This window comes from Actinomadura scrupuli (assembly GCF_050971785.1).
GTDB classification, from domain to species: Bacteria; Actinomycetota; Actinomycetes; order Streptosporangiales; family Streptosporangiaceae; genus Actinomadura_E; species Actinomadura_E scrupuli.
In genome coordinates this window covers 234,205-254,594 of the sequence record NZ_JBPCCU010000003.1, presented here as the reverse complement: position 1 = coordinate 254,594, position 20,390 = coordinate 234,205, and the positions used below count along the sequence as shown (strand labels likewise).

Below are 20,390 nucleotides of genomic sequence, written 5' to 3'. Positions count from 1 at the left end.
CACATGGCCCGAATCCGCACCGCGGCCCGGACACCGGAGTGCCGTCCGGGATCCCCGGCCAGGGTGTCCGCCGGACGAAAGACGTGGCCGGATTCTGGGCGTCCTATCCGGTAGCGGAGACACCGTGACGGGCCGGGGGCTGATGCGGCCATCGCCGACCGTCCATGGCCGTCACCTCGTCCACGGCGAGCTCCGCACCGTCGAAACCGTCCGCATGGCCTCGGAGGATCTCGCCGAGGAGCTTCGCCGACTCCAGTGAGGTCAAACCCTCGAGCGACGTCACCGTCCACGTGCAGCCACCATGTGTCACGGTGAAGGGCGTGTCATGCCAGGTCACGGCCTTTTCCCCGGCCAGCACGTCGTCGATCCATCCGACCAGCGGCACGATCACGCTCAGGCTCAACGCATGGGCCACGGCTGCGACGCCGATGCGCAGCGCACAGCCCACGGTGGCATCGAGGAACTCGTCGACGGATCGCGCGTTCACAACGTCGACCGCGTAGTCGGCGGAGGTGAGCATCTCCTGGACTTCCGGCGGCAGAAAGGTGATCTTGAGCTCGTTGACGAGCGCCTTCTCCGCGGGTTCGCCCACATCAACGGGACGTTGAAACTCCACGAGCGCATAGCGGCTCTGCACGCCCTCCGCAGCGAAGACACCCCTCGCGAATCCGAGGACCATGATGCTTTCGCCGTCGTCTTTTACGAGCAGTTTCAGGTGCTTCTTGTGATGCGGTCGTCATGCACTTCATCATCGGCTGCGCTCGAGGGACTGCGGGGTGAGACTTTCCTGCCCGCCTTCGAACTCGTGGCTCTCCACCGGCCTCGCGGAATCGATGCCCCGGCCTCGCTGAGCCCGGGGCCGGCTGCCGAGGAAGAGCCCGCGCTCGGCGAAGGGCCGCCGGGTGGCTGGCCCACCCGGCGGCCCGTCTGAACCGCCCGTCAGCCAGTGGGGGCGGGCCGGGTGGAAACGGGCGGCTTGCCGTTCGGGGGCGGGGGGACTCCGGGGCCACCGGGGTGGCCCGCGGAGCAACGCACTCCCTTGGGCGCCTTGATCTTCAAGGTGCCCTTGCCGTCCTTGAGAATCTTGACGGGGCCGCCGGGCAGCAGCTTGGTCCCGGGCGGCGGAGCCGGGAGCGCCTTGCCGCCGTCGCCGGTCTTGAAGAGCGTCTTGCCCCGCGGCGGCAGCTTCACTCCCGTCCCCTTGGCGCCTGTCTTGACCTTGAGGGCCGGCTCGCCGCCCTTGCCCGGCACCGCCTTACCGGGCACCGCCTTGGCCGGCATCCCCTTACCGGGCACGCCCGTGCCGATGCAGCTGACGGCGACGGGCTTGCCGTCGGGTCCGTGCGCCTTCCCCGGTCCGGGCACGGTTCCACCTTCGGCGTAGGCGGAGCCGGCCAGTCCGGCGAGCGCGGCACCGCCCGCCAGGACGCCGACAACGATGATCTTCTTTCTCATGGTTCCTCCGAAACGCGGTCGTCTGGACATCTCGGAGTGTTGCGGTGGGGACCTTAAGTCATGCTGAGTGCTCTTCGGCCGCCTTCATCGTGGCTTTAGGTGCCACCCGTCACGCTGGCCGGGTGCGCATACTGGTGGTGGAGGACGAGCAACGCCTGGCCGAGTTGTTGAAGGACGGTCTGGCCAGGGAAGGGTTCGCGGTCGACCTTGCCCCCGATGGGCGGGAGGGGCTGTGGATGGCCACCGAGAACCCCTACGACGTCATCGTGCTGGACGTGATGCTGCCGTACCTCGACGGTTACACGGTCTGCGCCCGGTTGCGTGCGGCGAAGGTGTGGACACCGATCCTGATCCTGACGGCCAAGGACGCGGTGCTCGACGAGGCGCAGGCGCTCGACACCGGAGCGGACGACTTCCTGTCCAAGCCCTTCTCGTACGTGATCCTGCTGGCCCGGTTGCGCGCCCTGCTGCGGCGGGGGATCCGGGAGCGCCCGGCCGTCATCACCGTCGGCGACCTCGAGGTCGATCCGGCCGGGCTGCGCTGCAGCCGCGGGGACACCCCGATCACGCTGACCCCCAAGGAGTTCGCGATCCTGCACGGCCTGGCGCGCCGGGCCGGTCAGGTGATCACAAAGAGCGAACTGCTGGCCCAGGCCTGGGACTTCGCCTACGACGGGGACTCCAACATCGTCGAGGTCTACATCAGCGCCCTGCGCCGCAAGATCGACAAACCCTTCGGGCGCAGCACGCTCGTCACCGTCCGAGGTGCCGGATACCGGCTGGAGGCCTGATGACGCCACGCGCACTGTCCCCCGCCGCCCTCCGCGCCACGGCGATGAGGTCCCTGCTGAGGATCCGACGCGCCGGCTCCGGCGGGGTACGGCTGCGCGCCACTGCGGCGGCGACGCTGACCGTGGCCGTTGCACTGGGCATGGCCTCGGCCGCGCTGCTCATGGTCCTGCAGGGCAGCCTGCAGAGCAGCGCCCGCGCCGAAGCGGCCGCGAAGGCCAAGAGCCTGGCCGCCACGGTGAGAAGCGGGACGCCGGCGCCGGCCGCGCTTCCCCCGCCGGGCCGGTCAGGAGGTTCCGGGCCGGCCACAGCACCGGGAGCGCCGCTGCTGCTGCCACCGGGCACGGGCATGGGACAGCCCTCCGCCACCGATGCCCAGGTGGTCTCCGGATCCGCGGGCACCCCGATCTGGAAGACCGGGCCCGACTACATCGTGGCCAAGGAGCAGGTGGACACGCAGGGAAGAACGGTGCTCATCCAGGGCAGGTCCTCACTCGCTCCGGCCCAGCAAGCGATCGCCTCCCTGCGGAACCTGCTCGTACCGGGTGTCCCGGCGCTGCTCCTGCTGGTCGCCCTGCTCACCTGGATCGCCGTGGGCCGCGCTCTCAAACCGGTGTCGGCGATCCGGAGCAAGATGGCCGACATCACCGCCCATGACCTGCATCAACGCGTGCCCGAACCCGACTCCCACGACGAGATCGCGGAACTCGCCCGTACGGTGAACGCCACCCTGGACCGCCTGCAGACGACGGTGGAGCAGCACAAGCGCTTCGTCGCCGACGCCGCACACGAGCTGCGGAGCCCCCTCGCCATCCTGCGTACCCGCCTGGAACTGGCCGGCCCCGACACCCCGGCCCCACAACTGGCCGCCCAGGCGCTGACCGACGTGGCACGAATCCAGGCGCTCACCGCCGACCTGCTCCTGCTCGCCCGGCTCGACGCAGGCGAACCGCTGCGCAGCGAGGAGATCGACCTCGGACAGGTCGTGGCCGAGGAGGCCGCCCAGATTCGTCCGCGACCCGACATCGAGGTCCGTCTGGACATCGCCTCGGACGTGCTCATCCGCGGCTCCGGTGAGCAGCTCAAACGGCTGACGGCTAACCTGGTCGACAACGCCGTTCGCCACGCGGCCACGACCGTCACCGTCAGCCTGACGGCGCAGGGCTCGCATGCCGTACTCGAGGTCACCGATGACGGCCCCGGCATTCCCGCGGTTCACCGTGACACCGTCTTCGACCGGTTCACCCGGCTGGACCAGGCACGCGACAGGGACCACGGCGGATCCGGACTCGGACTGCCCATCGCCCGCGACATCGCCCACGCCCATCACGGCTCGCTCACCGTCGTGCCCGGCCGGCCGGCGGCGGGCGCATGCCTGCGAACGGTCCTCCCGATCGGCGGCGCCCCCTGACCGCGATTCGCCGGAAGAGGTACGCAGCCGGGCTGTGAGGCCGGCACCGACACAGCCCGTCGGGCACGAGCGGAGTGCGTGCAAGCGAGAACCCAAAACCTGGCGATTTGCCCCCATTCGGAGGTGAGGCAAGCGTACGATCTGCGATCAAGCGCTGCCGACCGAGCAATCGGCAGCGAATCGGCAGGCCGCAGGTGAAGATCGAGGTCGCAGCCACTCGTCCGGCTGGCGGCGAAGGAGGCACCACCGATGACACGCCAGGTCACCGAGGCGATGGGCCCCCTGATCGCACCCCATCTCGAGGAGGGCGAGCGGCTGCTGGACATCGGCGACGCGATTCCCGCGCGCGACCTGCACGACCGTGCCTCGAGCGGTCACCTCACCGGAAGGCTCGGCGCCGCGGCGTGGATCGGATCGAAGCTCGGCATCAAGATGCTCACGCATGACGCGGTCGAAGGCGATCCGGAGAGCATCGCGGCAGGCTTCCCGCATGGCTACCCGCAGAACGTCGTCAGGACGCTCGTCGTGACCGACAGGTGGGTGCGCTTCGCGGTCACGGACCCCGGGAGGACCCGATTCGAGGTGCACTGGCGCGCTCCTCGCAGTTCCGTCGTCCGGGTCGAGCACCAGCGCAGCCGCATCAAGGTCGTCGACTACCGAATTCATTTCGCCGACGGTTCGTCGGTGAAGGTGATGGCCCACGACAGGAACACCATCGACAGCCTCGCCGCGGCGATCGCCACCCAGCCGATCCCGCCCCAGGGGTGACCGGGGCCGCACACGTGCGCGGCCCCGGACGGGTCCCCCGGGGGCGGCCCGCGAAGTCCTCCGGCCGGGATGTCGAGACCGGGTCTCCCGCTCCGACCTCTGCTGTGAGGGAACCAGCAGCGGTACCCGGCAAGGCGCCGGGCCACCGGCGAGGAGAGGACTGATCATGGGACGACCAGTGGTGCATTTTGAGATCATCGGGAACGACCCCGCGAAGCTCCGCGGCTACTACGGCGAGCTGTTCGACTGGGAGTTCCGCACGGGCGACGCGGTCAGCGAGAAGGTCTCGCAGCCGGGCATGTACGGCTTCGTGGACGGCAGCACGACCGACGACGGGAACGGCATCAACGGCGGTGTCGGCGGTGGCCAGGGCCACGATCGCCGGGTCCTGTTCTATGTGGGCGTACCCGACGTCGAGTCGGCGCTCCAGAAGGCCGAGAGCCTCGGCGGGAGGCGCCTGATGGGCCCCGAGCCGGAGTCCGGGGATTTCACGGTCGGGCGCTTCATCGACCCCGAGGGCAACGTGATCGGTGTCGCCGGCCCATCCGCAGCGTGAACCGGCAGGCTGGTCGCGTTCGAAGATGCCCGTGAGACCGCGACCACGGCGTTGGTCGAAATCTCCGGGAAGTCATCGGCCGGCACTCGTTCCGTCCGGCACTCTGCGCCGCCGGTTCGGCTGACAGGTGTTCTGCCGCACCCGTAGCGTTTCGGTGGCGGCCGATGAGGGCTGCTTGGCAGCATTTGCCCCGGCGGGCAGACCCGGCCCGGCACGGTGAGGAAGGATCTATGGATCAGGACCCATGGACGCCGCCTGACTCGACAGGGTCCGATCCGGGGCGAGGACGACCGCGCCCCCTCGATCCGCTCGGCGCACCGGAGTCCGGGTCGGACCCGCGGACGCAGGCCGCCGTACCCCGGTGGAAGGGATGGCTGACGGCACCCACCGTGTGGCTGGCGGGAATCGGCGCCACCCTCGTGGGCGCCCTGGTGCTGGTCCTGGTCCCCCAGATCGTCGACGCCCCGGCCGCCAAGGACAAGGTTCGCGGCGCGGTGCAGCCCGGCGGCGGGCAGGATGTGCGCTTCAGCGTGCAGTTCAACGACCCCGCCATCCAACTGGTGACACCGGCGGGCGTCACGTTGACGCCTCGGCAGCGGCGATACCTCAGCACGTGGAAGTTCGGCCCGGACCAGGCTTCCCAGAATCCCGACGGCTACGGCATGGACAAGCTGATCGCCGAGTTGCGGGCCGCAGGCGCCGCGAATCCAGACGAGCTGTACTTGCTGATCAGGCTGGAGGGCCGCCGCAACCAGCCGCTCTTCGTGGACGACGTACGTCCCGTCGACATCAAGCGGGCGCGGCCCTACGCGGGCACCCTGGTGAACATCCCGCCGCAGGAAGGCGGCGACACGTCCAAAATGATCTTCAACTTCGACGAGGTGGACCCCCGCGCCCACCAGGCGATCGGCCCGGAGGGCGGCCCCTACAAACCAGGGGGCCTGTTCTTCAACGACAAGACCCTGACGATCAAGGACGGCGAGCAGGACTCCATCCTCGTCAAGTCGATCACCACTCGGTCGGCGGTGACCTTCGAGATCCAGATCGACTACCGCATCGGCGGCCGGCCCAAGCACCTGAAAATCGACAATCGAGGCCGGCCGTTCGCACTCACCCCCTTCAACTGCACCAAGCGCACCGAGCTCACCAAGAACGGCTTCAATCCCGGCGAGGTTTCCTACCAGGACATCTGGACGCTGGGCGCGACAAGCGGCATCGACCATGTCAGCGACCCCGCTCACCATCCGTTCGGCTCCCCGTGGTGCCTGACCCTGCCGAGGTAGCGGCACCCGCCGACCGGACGGGCCGCGCACCGGCGGCCGGCCGAATCGGCCTTACTGCGTCGCCGTGACGATGCAGCGCCGCAGTTCCCCGACCGCCTCCGGGGCGCCCTCGACCGTCACACCGCTCGGCTCGCCGGCGCCCTCCCGGTTCCACACCCAGCGCAGCACGGCCGTCGGCGGGCCGCTCACGGTCACGTCGGCCGCATCGTCGCCGGCGCCGTCGCCCGCACCGTCCTCGACGGCGAACAGCCCGGGGCCGGTCCGCACCCGCCACGCCGCCCCGTCGGTCCGCACCGTGTACCTCCGGCCGGGCGAGCCGGCCAGGATGTCGGTGAAGTAGGCGCCCCACTCGGCCACGCCGTAGGCCACGAAGACCTTGAGCAGCTCGTCGATGCCGTCGACGGCGAGGTCGGCCGGGACCGGCCCGACCGGCCGGCCGGTGCCGAGCTCGGCGTCGATGCGATGGATGACCGTCTCCTGCGCCATCCGCCGGATACAGAAGCCGACGGTCTGGTCCGGGGTGTACCAGGAGCCGGCCGGATCCTCCGGCCTGCGGGCGGTGAACTCGCCGAGCAGCCCGGCGTACGCACGGTCGAGCAGCGCGAGCGGCTCCTCGTCGGCGAACTCCTTCGGCGGCCACGGGTCTGGCTCGACGCCCTCGCGCATGGCCAGGGTCTTGTGCAGGTACACCTCACCGACGTGCCGGGTCAGGTCGGCGACGGTCCAGCCAGGACAGCTCGGCACCGCCGCGGCGGGGTCGGCCGGCACGACGGCCCGCAGCCGGGCGAAGTCGGCCGCGAGGCAGTCGAGGAATCGGGAGTACTCCATGCCGGACAGTCCAGCACATACGCACGGCTCGATGTGCGCTCGCGCGATTCCCGCCGCGGCAGCCTCCGCTGGAGGCCGTCCACTCCGGGCCGGGCGACCGGGTCCACCGTCATCGGCGCCGGGGCAGGCGGCGGGCCGGCGGCCGCAGCCCCCAGGAGGCGACCGTGAGGGCGAGCAGAAGGGCCAGGATCACCACCTCGCGCTCTCCGTACCCCGTCCACAGGTGGGAGACGATCGCTCCCGTATCGACGAAGACAACGCCGGCGTAGGCCCACTCCTTGAGCCGCGGCAGCCGCGGGGACAGCAGCGTCACAGCGCCGAGCAGCTTCCAGACCCCCAGGATGACGAGGAAGTACGAGGGGTAGCCCAGGCGTTCCACCACCTCGCGGACCTGTGACACCCGCAGTACGTCCCACATCCCGCCCACCGCCAGCTCGGCGGTGACCACGGCGGTGGAGACCCAGTAGACGATGGACCCGGTGCTCGTTCTGCCACTGGCGAGATCTGTCATGACGATGTCCTCTGGTGCTGTCCGTCAGGTGCTGTCCGTCGGGTGCTGTCGGTCTGGTGTCGTCCGTCGCAGAGATGACGGTTCGCCGCCGGATGATGTGTCGGGTGGTCGAGGTCGTCCCGCCATGTGGACACGCGTTGCCGGCGTACGCTTCCCGGCCTTCTTGACACATCGCCTGCGTCCGGTTCGTCATTGCCATGACGAACGCGACATGACGGACGCGACTGGAGGATGGGCCTGTGGGCGAGGGCGACGGTCTGGCCGAACGGTTCGAGGAACACCGGGGCCGTCTGCGGGCGGTCGCCTACCGGATGCTCGGCTCGCCGGCCGAGGCCGACGACGCCGTGCAGGAGACCTGGCTACGGCTGAGCCGCTCCGGCGCCGACGGCATCGCCAACCTGGGCGGGTGGCTGACCACCGTCACCGCCCGAGTGTGCCTGGACCTGCTGCGCTCACGCGCCTCGCGACGCGAGCAGCCGTACGGCCTGCACGTGCCCGACCAGGCCGTCGGTCACGACGACACCCCCGAGCAGGAGGCGCTGCTTGCGGCCTCGGTCGGTCTGGCGCTGCTGGTGGTGCTCGACCGGCTGGCTCCCGCCGAGCGGGTCGCGTTCGTGCTGCACGACATGTTCGACCTGCCCTTCGACCAGATCGCGGCCATCTTGGAGCGCTCCCCCAACGCGGCCAGGCTGCTCGCCAGCCGGGCCCGCCGGAGGGTGCGTGGTGTCTCCACGGTTCCCAGCGCCGACCTGACCCGCCAGCGCCGGGTCGTCGACGCCTTCATCGCCGCGTCGCGTGCCGGTGACTTCGACGCGCTGCTCGCGCTGCTCGACCCCGACGTCGTGGTCCGGGCCGACCGCGCAGCCGTACCCGCGGGCCGGCCCATGACGACCCGCGGCTCCGCGGCCGTGGCCGAGCAGGCGCTCGCCTACTCGCAGGTCGGTGAGTTCGCACGACCAGCGCTCGTGAACGGAGTCGCGGGAATCATCGTGGCACCGCCCCGGCGGCCGCCTTACATCATGGCCATCACGATCAAGAGCGGGAGGATCACCGAAATGGACGTCATCACCGACCCCGACCGGTTCCGCCGGCTCGACCTCGCAGTGCTCGGCGACTGACCCCCGGGTCTGGGGCGTCATCGGCCACGCGGGCGCGGTCGGCCTCGGCCGCGCGGCCGAGGCGGGGGCACCGCCGGGCCTCGGGACGGAGCCGTCGTCCATCCCCGCGACCGATGGGCCCGGCGATGCGACCTCGGTACGGTCGTCGCATGATGGGCGACTCGGAACCCCTCGATCTCCCGACGGCCCGGGCACCGATGAGCCGGCGCATCAGGTCGCTCGTCGCGGGACTGAGCCCGGCGGTATGGCGAGGTATCGACGCGCTGGTCGCGGTGGGCCTCTTCCTCGGCCTGACGACGCCGGTGCTCCTCGGCCATCCGGCGCACGATGATCCGCAGGCGACGATCGTGCTGATCGGGGCGGGCACGGCGCTCCCGCTGGCGGTCCGGCGACGCAGGCCCGTCACGGTCCTCGCCGTCATCGTGGCGTTCACGGCGGTCGCCAACGTGCTCGGGGTTCCGTTCACCCCGTTCGGGAGCAACGCGAGTCCCAGCGTCGGCCTGGCCATGTACACGGTGGCCGAGCGGCACGATCGCCGGTTCTCGCTGAAGGCCCTCGCCGCAGTCACGGGGGTGCTGTTCGGCGCGGTGTGGATCGAGACCTACGCCCACTCCCCGCAGGTGAACGCCGTGCACGTCGTCGCGGCGATGGCCGGCTGGTTCGTCGGGGATGCGCTCCGGGTCCGCCGTACCTACCTGGCCGAGCTTGCGGCCCACCGGCGCCGGGAGGCCGACGAACGCACCTGGCGGGCCCTCGCCGAGGAGCGCCTGCAGATCTCACGCGACGTCCACGACGTGATCTCCCACAACCTGAGCGTCATCGCCGTACGCTCCGGTGTGGGACGCATGCTTTTCGACGAACAGCCAGAGGAGGCGCGTGCCGCCTTGTCCGAGGTCGAGACCGTCAGCCGGGGCGCGCTCACGGAGCTGCGCCGGCTTCTCGGTGCCGTCCGTGAGCGGCAGACGCCGGCTCCCGCCCCCCGGCTCGACGACCTGCCCCACCTGGTGGAACAGGTGAGGGCCTCGGGCACCGACGTGATCTTGGTACGGCGCGGCACGGTGGTGGCCCTCCCCCCCACCCTGGAGGTGTCGGCCTACCGGATCGTCCAGGAGGCCCTGACGAACGTCGTCAAGCACGCCGGCCGGACACGCGCCCGGGTGGTGGTGGAGTACGGCGACGAGGCGCTGCTCATCGAGGTGACCGACGCCGGCAACAAGGATCGGCTCCCCCTACCGGCCGTCGAGGGCGAGGGCTGGGGCGTGGTGGGCATGCGTGAGCGGGCCGCGCTCTTCGGCGGCACGGTCGTGGCCGGGCCCCGGGACGACGGCGGGTTCCGGGTGTCCGCGCGGCTTCCCCTGGGCCAGGCGACAGGCGAGGACGGGCAACGATGAGCGTCACGGTACTGGTGGTCGACGACGAGGCGCTGATCCGTGCCGGCTTCCGGGTGCTGGTGGACTCCGCTCCCGACCTCACCGTCGTCGGCGAAGCGGCCAACGGCGCCCAGGCCGTGCAGGCGGTCCGGACCCTGCGGCCCGACGTGGTCGTCATCGACGTGCGCATGCCCGTCATGGACGGCCTCGAGGCCACCCGGCGCATCCTCCAGCTCGTCCCCGGCGGGCCGACCCGGGTACTCGTGGTGACGACCTTCGACCACGACGAATACGTCTTCGAAGCCCTGCGGGCAGGCGCCAGCGGCTTCATCCTCAAGGACACGCCGCCGGAGCACCTTCTCGAGGCGATCCGGGTGGTGGCCGCGGGAGAGGCGCTGCTGGCGCCCGCGATCACCCGCCGGCTGATCACCGAGTTCGTCGGCCGCGACGCTCCAGCCCGTCGCCCGGTACCGGCGGCCCTGGCCACACTGACCGGCCGGGAACGCGAGGTGCTGGTACAGGTGGCCGCCGGCCGGTCGAACACCGAACTGGCCGACCGCCTCCACATCAGCCGGGCCACGGCCAAGACCCACGTCAGCAGCCTGCTGGCCAAGCTCGGCGTCCGCGACCGCGTCCAGCTGGTCGTGCTCGCCTACGAGTCGGGCATCGTCAGCCCGGCGGGCGGGCCCGACGCGGGCGGCGACCACGCCCGGACCGGGTGAGCGGCCGCCGCTCCGCGGCCGTCGGCCCTGCAGCGCGCCGTGCTCGTACCGCGTGAGCTTGGGCCTTTCCGCGTCGTCGACATACTCACTCCACGGAGCTGCCGATCGCGTGGCTGAAGAGCTTGCCCAGCTCGAACCGCAGGACGGTCCGCAGCACGGCGGTGCGGTTGCGGATGTCGACGCCGCCCACGGCGTCGAAGTCGAAGTGGGCGTGGAGGGTGGCCTTGATCTGGTCTGGTGTGGCTGTGCCGAACTCGATACGGGTGACCTCGACCGGGCAGTGGGCGGCGATGAGGTAGATCGAGCCGTCGATGTGGCCCTCCTCGGGCTTCACCGGGAAGGTGAACGTGCGCCGGCTCAGTGCGGCCGTCCCGCCGGCAGGCAGCGCGATGAAGTCGAGCATGATCTCCGTCGAGACGAGTTCGGGCCCGTCGGTACCGGGCCGGAAGGTCGCCGGCTCGTACTCGTCGTCTGCGGAGAAAGGGGCAAGGGGGATCCTGATATCCCAGGTTCCGGCGACCGGGTGGTCAAGGTCGGCCGGCCAGTAGCAGATGGTCCCGGCTGTGGGCTTGAGGAGCTCGTCGGTCAGATCGATCACGAGGACGAGTGTGCCAAAGCCCGCCACGGCGGTGTCCGGTCGTAGCCGTTCCCCCAAAGGACAAGCCTCCCCGGAGTCCTTTGGGGGATGTCCCGACACGGGCCGTACCCGAGTTTGGGGGGCATGAGAACTCGTTATTTCTTCACCGCGATGGTGGCGTTGGCCCTGGTGGCCGGCTGCAGCGGTGGCAAGCCGGCGGCCAGGACCTCTCCCACTCCCAGCGCCGACATCCACAAGATGATGCTGGACGTAGCCCAGTGCGCCCGGGCGCACGGCGCGCCCAACTTCCCGGACCCCGTCATGGACGCCAGGGGACATTGGGACTTCCCGGAGTCGGCGCAACGGCAGCCGAAGGTGGCCGTCTGCGATGCCCTCGTCATCCGCATGAAACGGGCGCACCCGCAGAAGGCCCGGCCGACCGTCTCCCCCCAGGACCTGGTGAAACTCAAAGAGTACGCGGCCTGCATGCGCCAGCAGGGCGTCTCCGACTGGCCGGACCCGACTCCGAACGGGACCTTCAAGCTTCCTCCCCGGCTGAGGAACGCCCAGCGCTTCCGGGAACAGGACAAGGCCTGCTACTCGAAGATCCCCAAGGTCGGCATCCAGATCGAGCACGGCCCGGCGGGCTCGGCCAAGGGAAGCTGACGGGCGGCGGGTTCGTGCCGTCGTCCTCTCGGGTGCCGCCGCCAGCACTGCGGCCGTCGGGCTGAAGCTGGACCGTGACGGCCTGCTCTACGTCGCGGGAGGCGGCGGCGGAACCGCACGCATCGTCGACAGCCGCACCGGCCGGCTCCTGGCCACGCATCAGCTGACCGCCCCGACCGGCCACTTCATCCGGAGTCGCGGTCGCCCTCTGACCCGGCGACCGGCCGCCCACCTCGGCTCGCGGCCCCCAGGTCACGCAGTGAGACCGCCTCGGCGGTACGGGTCGGTGGCAGGTAGCCAGGCGGTGTCGGCGTCCAGGCCAAGGGAGCCGACGTCGCCGGTGAGCGCTCGGATGACGGCGCAGACGCTCGCCCGGGTCTCGTCGCGGCGCGCGACCAGCGACCAGGTCCAGTACGGCGTGGGACGGACCACCGGGCGCTGCGTCAGGTCCGGGGGCAGCGGGGTGGTCTGGCCCTTGGGCGAGTTGACCACGGGTTCGCCCAGGCGGCGGACGTGTTCGAAGAACGCCGGACCGGTGATGCCGCCGTCGTCGATGCGCACGGCGCGGGCGCCGGTGTCCCGGGCGAACTGCCCGGCGTAGAGGTTCCACGAGGCCCAGCCGGCCGTGTCCGCGTCGAGGAGCACCAGGGTGTCCTTCGCCTCGACCGCCGCGGAGCCGGAGCCGGTGGAGACCGCGTACAGCCGGTCCGCTCCGATGAGGTGGGCGTCGAGGTCGAGCTCGGACAGGTCAACGGTCTGCATCCAGCAGATCGCCAGGTCGATGCTGCGGTCGGCGACCCGGGCCGCCTGGGCGTGCGACGGCAGCACCCAGGCGTCGAGGCGCAACTGCGCGACTCCGGCGGTACGTTCGGTCAGGTCGGCCGGGCGCCAGTTGACGTACCCGAGCCGGACCGGTTCGGTGTCGGACAGGCCGGCCGCGTGGCGGCGCAGCTCGTCGGCCTGGCCGAGCAGCGCCCGGGCCCCGGGCAGCAGCGCCTCGCCGGTCGCGGTCAGGGCGACCGAGCGGCGGTCGCGGTCGAACAGCCGTACCCCGAGGTCACGTTCCAGGGCCTTGATCTGCTGGGAGAGCGACGGACCGGCGATGTGCAGCCGGTCGGCGGCGCGGCCGAAGTTCAGCTCCTCGGCAACGGCGACGAAGTAGCGCAGCTGACGCAGCTCCACATGCCCATCGTAGTGCGGTGGGAGTCTCCGGCTACCAGCAGGAAGCAAGCCCGTCGTGGCGGGACTGCACGCGCCGGGCGCACGATGGATACATGAGCGGAACACCAGGTCACATCCGGTGGCCGGCGATTCGGCACCGTCCCCGCTGAGGTGGGCGGAGACCGGGGAGGCCGTCCCGATCGTGGGTCGGGAGCGCGCAAAGAACCGCAAAAGCAAACCCTGGCCCAAGAGCGGACCACTGCGCGGTAGGGGTGCCGCGCGCAGCGATCGAACACGCCAGGCCCGACCAAGGAAAGCGAGTATCCGATGACGAACACCACGCAGAAAGTCGCCCTGATCACCGGCGCCTCCCAAGGCATCGGCGCCGCCCTGGTCACCGCCTACCGCGACCTCGGCTACGCGGTCGCCGCGACCTCCCGCTCCATCGCCGACTCCAACGACCCCCACATACTCACCCTGCCCGGCGACATCGCCGAACCCGGCACCGGCAGCCGAATCGCCGACGCCGCCTTAACGCACTTCGGCCGGATCGACACACTGATCAACAACGCCGGCATCTTCGTCGCCAAACCCTTCACCGACTACACCGACCACGACTACGACGCCGTGACCGGAGTCAACCTGCGCGGCTTCTTCGAAGTCTCCCGCAGCGCCATCGCCGCCATGCTCACCCAGGACGACGGCGGCCACCTGGTCAACATCTCCACCAGCCTCGTCGACCACGCCAACTCCCAGGTGCCCTCCGCCCTCGCCTCACTGACCAAAGGCGGGCTGAACGCCGTCACCAAAGCACTCGCGATCGAGTACGCCACCCGCGGCATCCGCGCCAACGCCGTCGCACTCGGCATCATCCGCACCCCGATGCACCCGGCGGCCACGCATGAGGCCCTCGCCGCCCTCCATCCGATCGGCCGCATGGGCGAGATCGACGACGTCGTCCAAGCGGTCGTCTACCTCGAGAGCGCCCCCTTCGTCACCGGAGAGATCCTGCACGTCGACGGCGGCCAGAGCGCCGGCCACTGAACACCCGACCGTTCCGCAGGCCCTGCGCGAAAGAGGAAGATCCCGTGACCGCCATCCTGAGCAGCACCCGCGCCGCCGGCCGGCCGGCCGCGCCGGCGCGCCCTTGGCGGATCGCCGCCCAGTGCGCGGCGGCACTGGCCGCCGGAATGGGCATCGGCCGGTTCGCCTACACCCCGATCCTGCCACTCATGCACGCCCAGGCCGGACTCTCGCCGCAACTCGGCTCGGCTCTCGCCACCGCCAACTACGCCGGCTACCTCATCGGAGCCCTGGCCGGCATAGCGGTCCCCGCCATGGCGTGCTCCAGGGCCGCCCTGCGCGCATCACTGCTCGTGCTCACCGGCACCCTGGCGCTGATGCCGGCCACCCATGACGGCACGGCCTGGTTCGCGTTGCGCCTGGTGGCCGGGGCCGCCAGCGCACTGGTGTTCATCATCGCCGCCAGCACACTGCTCACGGCTCTGCGCGCCCACGGCCACCAGCTGACCGGCTGGGCCTTCGGCGGCGTCGGGGCCGGCATCGCGCTGTCCGGCACGCTCATCCTCGCCCTGCGCGGTCCCGGCACCTGGCAGCAGGCGTGGTGGCTCACCGCCGCCCTCAGCCTCGTCCTCACGATCCCGGCCTGGTCCCTGCGGACCGACCCCGTATCGCCACGGCCGCCGGCGGAGACCGCCGAGCCGGACCGCGACGACCGGGTCGGGCCACGCTGGTTCACCGCGCTGCTGGCCGCCTACACCCTGGAAGGCGTCGGCTACATCATCGCGGGAACCTTCCTCGTCGCCGCGATCGACCAGAGCGCGCCGGGGTGGGTCGGCACCGGCGCCTGGGTACTGGTCGGCCTCGCCGCACTGCCGTCCTCGGCACTGTGGGCGTGGCTGAGCCACACCTGGTCGAGGCCCACGCTGCTGATCGCCGCACTGTCCGTGCAGGGCGTCGGCATAGCGCTGCCGGCCCTGCTCGGGGGCATCGCCGCGGCACTGGTCTCGGCGGCCTTGTTCGGCGTGACCTTCCTCGGCATCGGCACGATCGTCCTGGCCGCCGGCGCGCACTTGCGCACGCCCCGCGCGGTCGCGATCCTGACCACCGGCTACAGCGCCGGGCAGATCGCAGGACCCCTCCTCGTCACCCCGCTGCTGCACCACGGCTACCACCAGGCGCTGCTGATCGCCGCCGCGGTCGTCGTACTGGCCGCGGGCACGGCCGGGCTGCTGCGCCGCCGATTCCCGCACCACCTCGGCCCGCTACCCGCCCGGATCCAGGCCGCCGCCCGCCGCACCGCGGCCGCCGAAGGCTGAGGACCATGTCCTCCTCCGCTCGCCCAATTGATCCGAAAGGGGAACCACATGAACAGCACGACAGACAGCGAAACGATCCTGCGCGAGGTCCTCGACCAGTGGAAAGCAGCCGTTGACGCGCACGAACCCGAGCGGGTCGCGTCCCGCTTCACCGAGGACGCGATCTTCCAGGGGCTGCGCCCCTACAGCGTCGGACGGCAGGGCATCGCCGACTACTACGATTCCCAACCCCTCGGGATGACGGCCGCCTACCGGATTCTCGAAACCAGGAAGCTCGCCGACGACCTCGTGCTCGGCTACATGAGCGTCGACTTCTCGTTCACCGACCGGCCCACCCTCAACGTCCATCTCGGCACGCTGGTGAAGCGCGCAGCGGACGGCTGGTACATCGCTCACTACCAGGTCTCCAAACTCGGCTGATCCCCGTCCTCTCGAGACGGCCTGGACGCGTCACGAGCCGTTTCACCATTCCGTGGGCAAGTCCGCAGAGAAGAGAGAAGTCCGTAGGGAGGAAGGACCCGATGTACAACGCAGTGGCCGACCTCGGCGTCTCCATTCCCGTCCTGGCCGCGCCGATGGCGGGCGGCCCCACCACACCCCGGCTGGTCATCGCCGCCGCAGCAGCCGGGGGCCTCGGCCTGCTGGCCGGCGGCTACAAGACCGCCGAGGCACTCGAAAAGCAGATCTCCGAGGTGCGCGCCGCGTCCGTTCCCTTCGGCGTCAACCTGTTCGCCCCCAACCCGGTCCCGGTCGACCACGCCGCGTTCCGCGGGTACGCCCGCGCCCTCCAACCGGAAGCCGACCGCTACGGGCTCGACCTCGCCGAGGTCACCGTCACCGAGGACGACGACCACTGGCGGGACAAGATCGACCTGCTCTTGGCCACCCCCGTCCCGCTGGCGAGCTTCACCTTCGGCATCCCGGACCAGGGTGTGATCAGCGCCTTGCGGGCAGCCGGCACGCTCGTCGTGCAAACCGTCACCTCCGCCGACGAAGCAGTACGTGCCACGGATGCCGGCGTCGACGCCCTCGCCGTCCAGGCCTCGGCGGCCGGCGGCCACTCCGGAACACTCACCCCCGACCGCGTCCCTCCGGCGACGCCGATCAACCAGTTGCTCGTGGAAGTCGCCCAGGTGACCGATCTCCCCCTCATCGCCGCCGGCGGACTCGCCACCGGCGACGCCGTCGCCGACGCCCTCCACGCCGGAGCGGTCGCCGCCATGGTCGGCACCGTCCTGCTCCGCTCCGACGAGAGCGGCACCTCGAAGCCGCACCAGGATGCCCTCATCGACCCCGCTCGCGACCGCACACTCGTCACCCGCGCGTTCACCGGCCGCCCCGCCCGCGCGCTGTGCAACGAGTTCACCGACCGCTACCACCACCTCGCCCCGGCCGGATACCCCGCACTGCACCATCTGACCGGTCCGCTGCGCAGGGCCGCAGCCGCCGCGGGCGATCCCGAGCGCATCAACCTCTGGGCCGGCGCCGGCTACCGGTACGCGTCCGCCGAACCCGCCGGGAGGATCCTGACCCGCCTCACCAAGAACCTGTGACGCAACGCATTCTCTCCCGGCCGCTATCGGGAGTCTTCACGTTGAGGTGCGGTCGGCAGTCCATCTCGGAAGATCCGGTTGTCGGGGGATGCGAGGTCAGCCGAGCAGGCCGGCCTGGTGGGCGAGGATGGCGGCCTGGACGCGGTTGGTGAGGGAGAGTTTGGCCAGGATCCGGCTGACGTGCGTCTTCACCGTCGCCTCGCTCATGTGGAGGGCGACCGCGATCTCGGCGTTGGACAGCCCACCGCCCAGCGCGACGACGACCTCGCGTTCCTTGCCGGTCAGCACCCTGAGTCGCTGTTCGGCTTCGGACCGTCCCGAGTCCGTGTCCACGAAGCGGCGCAGCAGCCGCCGCGTCACCTGCGGGGAGAGCATCGCGTCACCGCGCGCCGCGCTCCGCACCGCGGTGAGCATCTCCTGCGCCGAGGCGTCCTTCAGCAGGAAGCCGACAGCCCCGTGGCGCAATGCGGTGTGCACGTACTCGTCCAGGTCGAAGGTGGTGAGAACGACGATGTACGGCGGCCGGTCAAGGCGGGTGAGGCGTTCGGTGGCGGTCAGGCCGTCGGCACGGGGCATCCGGATGTCCATCAGGACGACGTCGGGGCGCCGCTCCAGCACCGTGCGTACCGCCTCCTCACCGTCGGACGCCTCGCCGGTCACGGTGATGTCAGGTGCGGTCTCCATGATGGTGCGCAGCATCGCCCGCACCATCCATTCGTCGTCCACGATCAGCACCTGGATCGCCTCGCTCATCGGGCGCGCTCCGGCTTGAGAGGCACCTCGGCAAGGATCTCGAATCCGCCGCCGGTCGTCGGCCGTGCGGTCAGCTCACCGCCGACGAGCCGGATCCGCTCGGCGATACCGAGCAGCCCGTGCCCCCCGTCCGGCAGGCGGGGATGGCCGCCGCGGTGGCCGCCGCCGTTGGCCACCGACAGCCGGAGGGCCTGGGGGGTCCGCCTGATCCGGACCCGGGTCTGGGCACCGCCGGCGTGCTTGTGCACGTTGGTCAACGCCTCCTGTACGACCCGGTAGACGGCGTGCTCGACCAGGGCGGGGGTCCAGGCGCCGGATTCGTCCGCCATCTCCAGGGTGACCGGCATGCCGAGGCGGCGGGAGTCGGCGACGAGGTCCTCCAGGTCGGCGAGACCTGGTTGCGGGGCGAGTGGCGCACCACCGTCACCCTCGGCCCGAAGCACCTCCAGCAGAGCGCGCAGTTCGCCCAGTGCCTCGCGCCCGATGGCGCCGATCCGGCTGCCGATGGCGGCGGCGTCGTGACCCTGGGCCGCCTCCAGGGCGGTCGCGTGCAGCACCATCAGCGACACCCGGTGTGTGACGACATCATGCATGTCCCGGGCGATCTGTGCGCGTTCGTCGCTGCGTGCCCCCAGGATGCGCTGGTGCTGCTCGCGCTCCGCACGCTCGGCCCGCTCGCGGATCCCCGCGACCAGGTCCCGCCGCGTACCGACGTACAGGCCCAGCAGCGCCGGCGCGACACAGATTCCCAGGATGGGAGGGACGGGCGCGTCCGTCCCGCCCAGCCGCCAGATCGGGATGCCGACCACCACGGCACCGAGCGGAAGCGTGGCGATCACCTTCCGCCACGACGTGGTGCGCTCGGCGATGGTGTACTGCGCGAGCACCACGGGGACGTACGCCGACAGCGCCGCGCAGACGACCATGGCACCGAGGACGAACAGCCCCGGCCGGCGCCGCCGCCACCAGGCCAGGGCGCCGACCAGCAGCCCGAGCAGGACGGCGGACCATGGTGGCGGGTCCCCACCGAGGTAGACGGCTCCGAGGCTGCCGAACTTTTCGCCCACCCCGGCATCGCTGGACACCGTGGCCGCGGCGGCGGCGAGCGCCACCACCGCGTCGACCACCGGACGGCGATATGCCCGGATCACCGACGCATGCCGGTAGCGCGACCCCATGAAGCGCCACGCTAGCAATCCGCGCGCATCCGTCGAAGGTTGTACGCGGATGCGGAAAAGCACCGGCTTTCTACTGACTCCTCTAGCGTGGATCGGCCGATGTGCCAGGCGATCCGGCACGGCGATGCTGACCGCATGCACACCGGAACCCAGATCAGCCGGCAGGAGCGCCCCGGCCGGCGCGCGCAGCGGGCCTGGCAGCTCACCTTCACGGCCTTCTGCCTCGTTGCCGTAGTGCTGGCGTGGGGCAGAGGGGATTCCCCTCACCCCGCCATCCGGACCGCCGCCGGGATCGCCTACGTGCCCGCCGCCCTGCTCGTGCTGCTCTGCGTCACGGCGCTCGGCCGATCGCGCTGCGCCACGCGCGCCCGGACGACGCTGATCGTCTTTCACTTCGTCTTCGTACCGCTCCAGTTCTTCTTCTTTTTCGGCGGCGGGCCCGAACAACTCGCCGGGATGGCGCTCTCCGCGGTGATCGTCGCTCTCATGAGGCCGCGTTTCCCGCAGCTGAGGCGCCGGACCCGCAAGGTGTGGCTGACCCTGCACGTCGGCGTCAGTGTCGGCTGGCTGGGACTGTCCCTGGCGATGGCGGCCCTCGCCATCGCCGGGGCCGTCATCGGCGACCACCCGGTACGGCACGGCGCCTACGAGCTCATGCACGTGTTCGATCTGACCATCGTCATCCCGAGTGTGGTCCTGACCCTCGTCAGCGGCCTCGTGCTCTCCCTCGGCACGCCCTGGGGGCTGATCAGGCACCGGTGGGTACTGCTCAAGCTCGTCATCTCACTGATCATCCCGATCACCGCCACGGTACAAAAAACGTGGATCGAGCAGCTCCAGGAGCGGACCAGAGACCCCGCCGGGGAGACCGGCGGAGTCGGCCTCGCCCTGACCGTCACCACGATCTGCTACATGCTCCTGTTGTGGACCGCAGTCGTCCTGTCCATCTACAAACCCGGCGGCAGGACACGATGGGGACGCCCAAGCGGCCGGACGAAACGCGCCGCCACGGGCGGCGACCACGGCGATCCAGACGCACAACCGCACCCCCCGGCCGCAGTGCACCGGTGAGCTCAGGACCGGCCTTGAGAACACACGGGTTGTGAGCTCTGCGGTAGAGAAAGGCCTCACTTGGAGCTCACCCGGATGGTCGCCCAAATGGAGCTCGCGATAGCGGGAAGTTCGGATCCGCCTTAGCAGAGATCGTCTACGGCTGCAGATTTCCTCAACGATGGTTTGCGGATAACCCAAACTCAGATAACACATCGTTCACGCCAGAGCTCGTCACTGAATCGTAACAAAGCGGCACGCCGAAAGACATGCGAGAAACCAACACGCGCACTTATCGTCAA

At 70.6% G+C, this 20,390-nt stretch carries 22 protein-coding genes; 14 read left to right on the top strand and 8 right to left on the bottom strand.

Annotation, left to right across the window (positions count from 1 at the left end):
• Positions 1–103: 103 nt before the first annotated feature.
• Both ACRYCC_RS15535 and ACRYCC_RS15530 read right to left on the bottom strand, forming a co-directional pair.
• A complete protein-coding gene (locus ACRYCC_RS15535; protein WP_433812611.1) occupies positions 104–637 on the bottom strand; it encodes a hypothetical protein in 534 nt (177 codons plus the stop codon).
• 302 nt (positions 638–939) lie between these two features.
• Complete coding sequence (locus tag ACRYCC_RS15530; RefSeq protein ID WP_433812609.1) at positions 940–1,455, bottom strand: hypothetical protein; 516 nt, start codon at positions 1,453–1,455, stop codon at positions 940–942.
• Positions 1,456–1,577: 122 nt separating this feature from the next.
• Here ACRYCC_RS15530 and ACRYCC_RS15525 point away from each other — a divergent pair, with 122 nt between their 5' ends.
• The 5 genes from ACRYCC_RS15525 to ACRYCC_RS15505 all read left to right on the top strand — a co-directional run bounded on the left by ACRYCC_RS15525 (position 1,578) and on the right by ACRYCC_RS15505 (position 6,262).
• Complete coding sequence (locus ACRYCC_RS15525) at positions 1,578–2,246, top strand: response regulator transcription factor (protein ID WP_433812607.1); 669 nt, start codon at positions 1,578–1,580, stop codon at positions 2,244–2,246.
• Entirely contained in the window at positions 2,246–3,655 is a 1,410-nt protein-coding gene (locus ACRYCC_RS15520) for a HAMP domain-containing sensor histidine kinase (RefSeq protein ID WP_433812605.1), read from the top strand. Before ACRYCC_RS15525 ends, ACRYCC_RS15520 begins: the two co-directional genes overlap by 1 nt.
• Positions 3,656–3,904: 249 nt before the next feature.
• A complete protein-coding gene (locus ACRYCC_RS15515) occupies positions 3,905–4,423 on the top strand; it encodes a hypothetical protein (protein ID WP_433812604.1) in 519 nt (172 codons plus the stop codon).
• Positions 4,424–4,589: 166 nt separating this feature from the next.
• Positions 4,590–4,979: a VOC family protein gene (locus tag ACRYCC_RS15510; protein WP_433812602.1), complete on the top strand. Its 390-nt coding sequence runs from the start codon at positions 4,590–4,592 to the stop codon at positions 4,977–4,979.
• 389 nt (positions 4,980–5,368) lie between these two features.
• Positions 5,369–6,262, top strand: coding sequence for a hypothetical protein (locus ACRYCC_RS15505; protein ID WP_433812600.1), 894 nt, complete (start codon positions 5,369–5,371; stop codon positions 6,260–6,262).
• A 51-nt stretch (positions 6,263–6,313) separates the two neighbouring features.
• Here the strand turns inward: ACRYCC_RS15505 and ACRYCC_RS15500 are convergent, their stop codons facing one another.
• Positions 6,314–7,090: a maleylpyruvate isomerase family mycothiol-dependent enzyme gene (locus ACRYCC_RS15500; RefSeq protein ID WP_433812598.1), complete on the bottom strand. Its 777-nt coding sequence runs from the start codon at positions 7,088–7,090 to the stop codon at positions 6,314–6,316.
• Positions 7,091–7,199: 109 nt separating this feature from the next.
• Positions 7,200–7,601, bottom strand: coding sequence for a DoxX family protein (locus ACRYCC_RS15495; RefSeq protein WP_433812596.1), 402 nt, complete (start codon positions 7,599–7,601; stop codon positions 7,200–7,202).
• A gap of 239 nt (positions 7,602–7,840) precedes the next feature.
• Between ACRYCC_RS15495 and ACRYCC_RS15490 the strand changes: the two genes are divergently transcribed.
• From ACRYCC_RS15490 to ACRYCC_RS15480, 3 genes are all read left to right on the top strand, one after another.
• The gene (locus ACRYCC_RS15490) at positions 7,841–8,719 is read left to right on the top strand and encodes a sigma-70 family RNA polymerase sigma factor (RefSeq protein WP_433812594.1); all 879 of its coding nucleotides are present in this window, start codon (positions 7,841–7,843) and stop codon (positions 8,717–8,719) included.
• A gap of 149 nt (positions 8,720–8,868) precedes the next feature.
• Positions 8,869–10,110 (top strand): sensor histidine kinase, encoded by a 1,242-nt coding sequence (locus ACRYCC_RS15485; protein ID WP_433812592.1) that lies wholly within the window; start codon positions 8,869–8,871, stop codon positions 10,108–10,110.
• Entirely contained in the window at positions 10,107–10,811 is a 705-nt protein-coding gene (locus ACRYCC_RS15480; RefSeq protein ID WP_433812590.1) for a response regulator, read from the top strand. The genes ACRYCC_RS15485 and ACRYCC_RS15480 overlap by 4 nt, the downstream gene beginning before the upstream one ends.
• Before the next feature lie 85 nt (positions 10,812–10,896).
• On the opposite strand, the gene ACRYCC_RS15475 is transcribed toward ACRYCC_RS15480, so the two are convergent.
• The gene (locus ACRYCC_RS15475; protein ID WP_433812588.1) at positions 10,897–11,409 is read right to left on the bottom strand and encodes a hypothetical protein; all 513 of its coding nucleotides are present in this window, start codon (positions 11,407–11,409) and stop codon (positions 10,897–10,899) included.
• Between the two features lie 123 nt (positions 11,410–11,532).
• Between ACRYCC_RS15475 and ACRYCC_RS15470 the strand changes: the two genes are divergently transcribed.
• The gene (locus ACRYCC_RS15470; RefSeq protein ID WP_433812587.1) at positions 11,533–12,054 is read left to right on the top strand and encodes a hypothetical protein; all 522 of its coding nucleotides are present in this window, start codon (positions 11,533–11,535) and stop codon (positions 12,052–12,054) included.
• 252 nt (positions 12,055–12,306) lie between these two features.
• Here the strand turns inward: ACRYCC_RS15470 and ACRYCC_RS15465 are convergent, their stop codons facing one another.
• Positions 12,307–13,236 carry a LysR family transcriptional regulator gene (locus tag ACRYCC_RS15465; protein WP_433812585.1) on the bottom strand — a complete coding sequence of 310 codons (930 nt, stop codon included), beginning with the start codon at positions 13,234–13,236 and terminating at the stop codon, positions 12,307–12,309.
• A gap of 306 nt (positions 13,237–13,542) precedes the next feature.
• Between ACRYCC_RS15465 and ACRYCC_RS15460 the strand changes: the two genes are divergently transcribed.
• From ACRYCC_RS15460 to ACRYCC_RS15445, 4 genes are all read left to right on the top strand, one after another.
• Positions 13,543–14,259, top strand: coding sequence for an SDR family NAD(P)-dependent oxidoreductase (locus tag ACRYCC_RS15460; RefSeq protein WP_433812583.1), 717 nt, complete (start codon positions 13,543–13,545; stop codon positions 14,257–14,259).
• A gap of 146 nt (positions 14,260–14,405) precedes the next feature.
• The gene (locus ACRYCC_RS15455) at positions 14,406–15,554 is read left to right on the top strand and encodes a YbfB/YjiJ family MFS transporter (protein ID WP_433813894.1); all 1,149 of its coding nucleotides are present in this window, start codon (positions 14,406–14,408) and stop codon (positions 15,552–15,554) included.
• Between the two features lie 48 nt (positions 15,555–15,602).
• Entirely contained in the window at positions 15,603–15,974 is a 372-nt protein-coding gene (locus tag ACRYCC_RS15450; RefSeq protein WP_433812581.1) for a YybH family protein, read from the top strand.
• Between the two features lie 101 nt (positions 15,975–16,075).
• The gene (locus ACRYCC_RS15445; RefSeq protein WP_433812579.1) at positions 16,076–17,107 is read left to right on the top strand and encodes a nitronate monooxygenase; all 1,032 of its coding nucleotides are present in this window, start codon (positions 16,076–16,078) and stop codon (positions 17,105–17,107) included.
• Between the two features lie 96 nt (positions 17,108–17,203).
• Here the strand turns inward: ACRYCC_RS15445 and ACRYCC_RS15440 are convergent, their stop codons facing one another.
• Together ACRYCC_RS15440 and ACRYCC_RS15435 are read right to left on the bottom strand one after the other, a co-directional pair.
• Positions 17,204–17,860, bottom strand: coding sequence for a response regulator (locus ACRYCC_RS15440; protein WP_433812577.1), 657 nt, complete (start codon positions 17,858–17,860; stop codon positions 17,204–17,206).
• Positions 17,857–19,038: a sensor histidine kinase gene (locus ACRYCC_RS15435; RefSeq protein ID WP_433812575.1), complete on the bottom strand. Its 1,182-nt coding sequence runs from the start codon at positions 19,036–19,038 to the stop codon at positions 17,857–17,859. Before ACRYCC_RS15435 ends, ACRYCC_RS15440 begins: the two co-directional genes overlap by 4 nt.
• A gap of 135 nt (positions 19,039–19,173) precedes the next feature.
• On the opposite strand from ACRYCC_RS15435, the gene ACRYCC_RS15430 reads away from it, so the two are divergent.
• Positions 19,174–20,109: a hypothetical protein gene (locus tag ACRYCC_RS15430; protein WP_433812574.1), complete on the top strand. Its 936-nt coding sequence runs from the start codon at positions 19,174–19,176 to the stop codon at positions 20,107–20,109.
• The last annotated feature ends 281 nt before the right edge of the window (positions 20,110–20,390 follow it).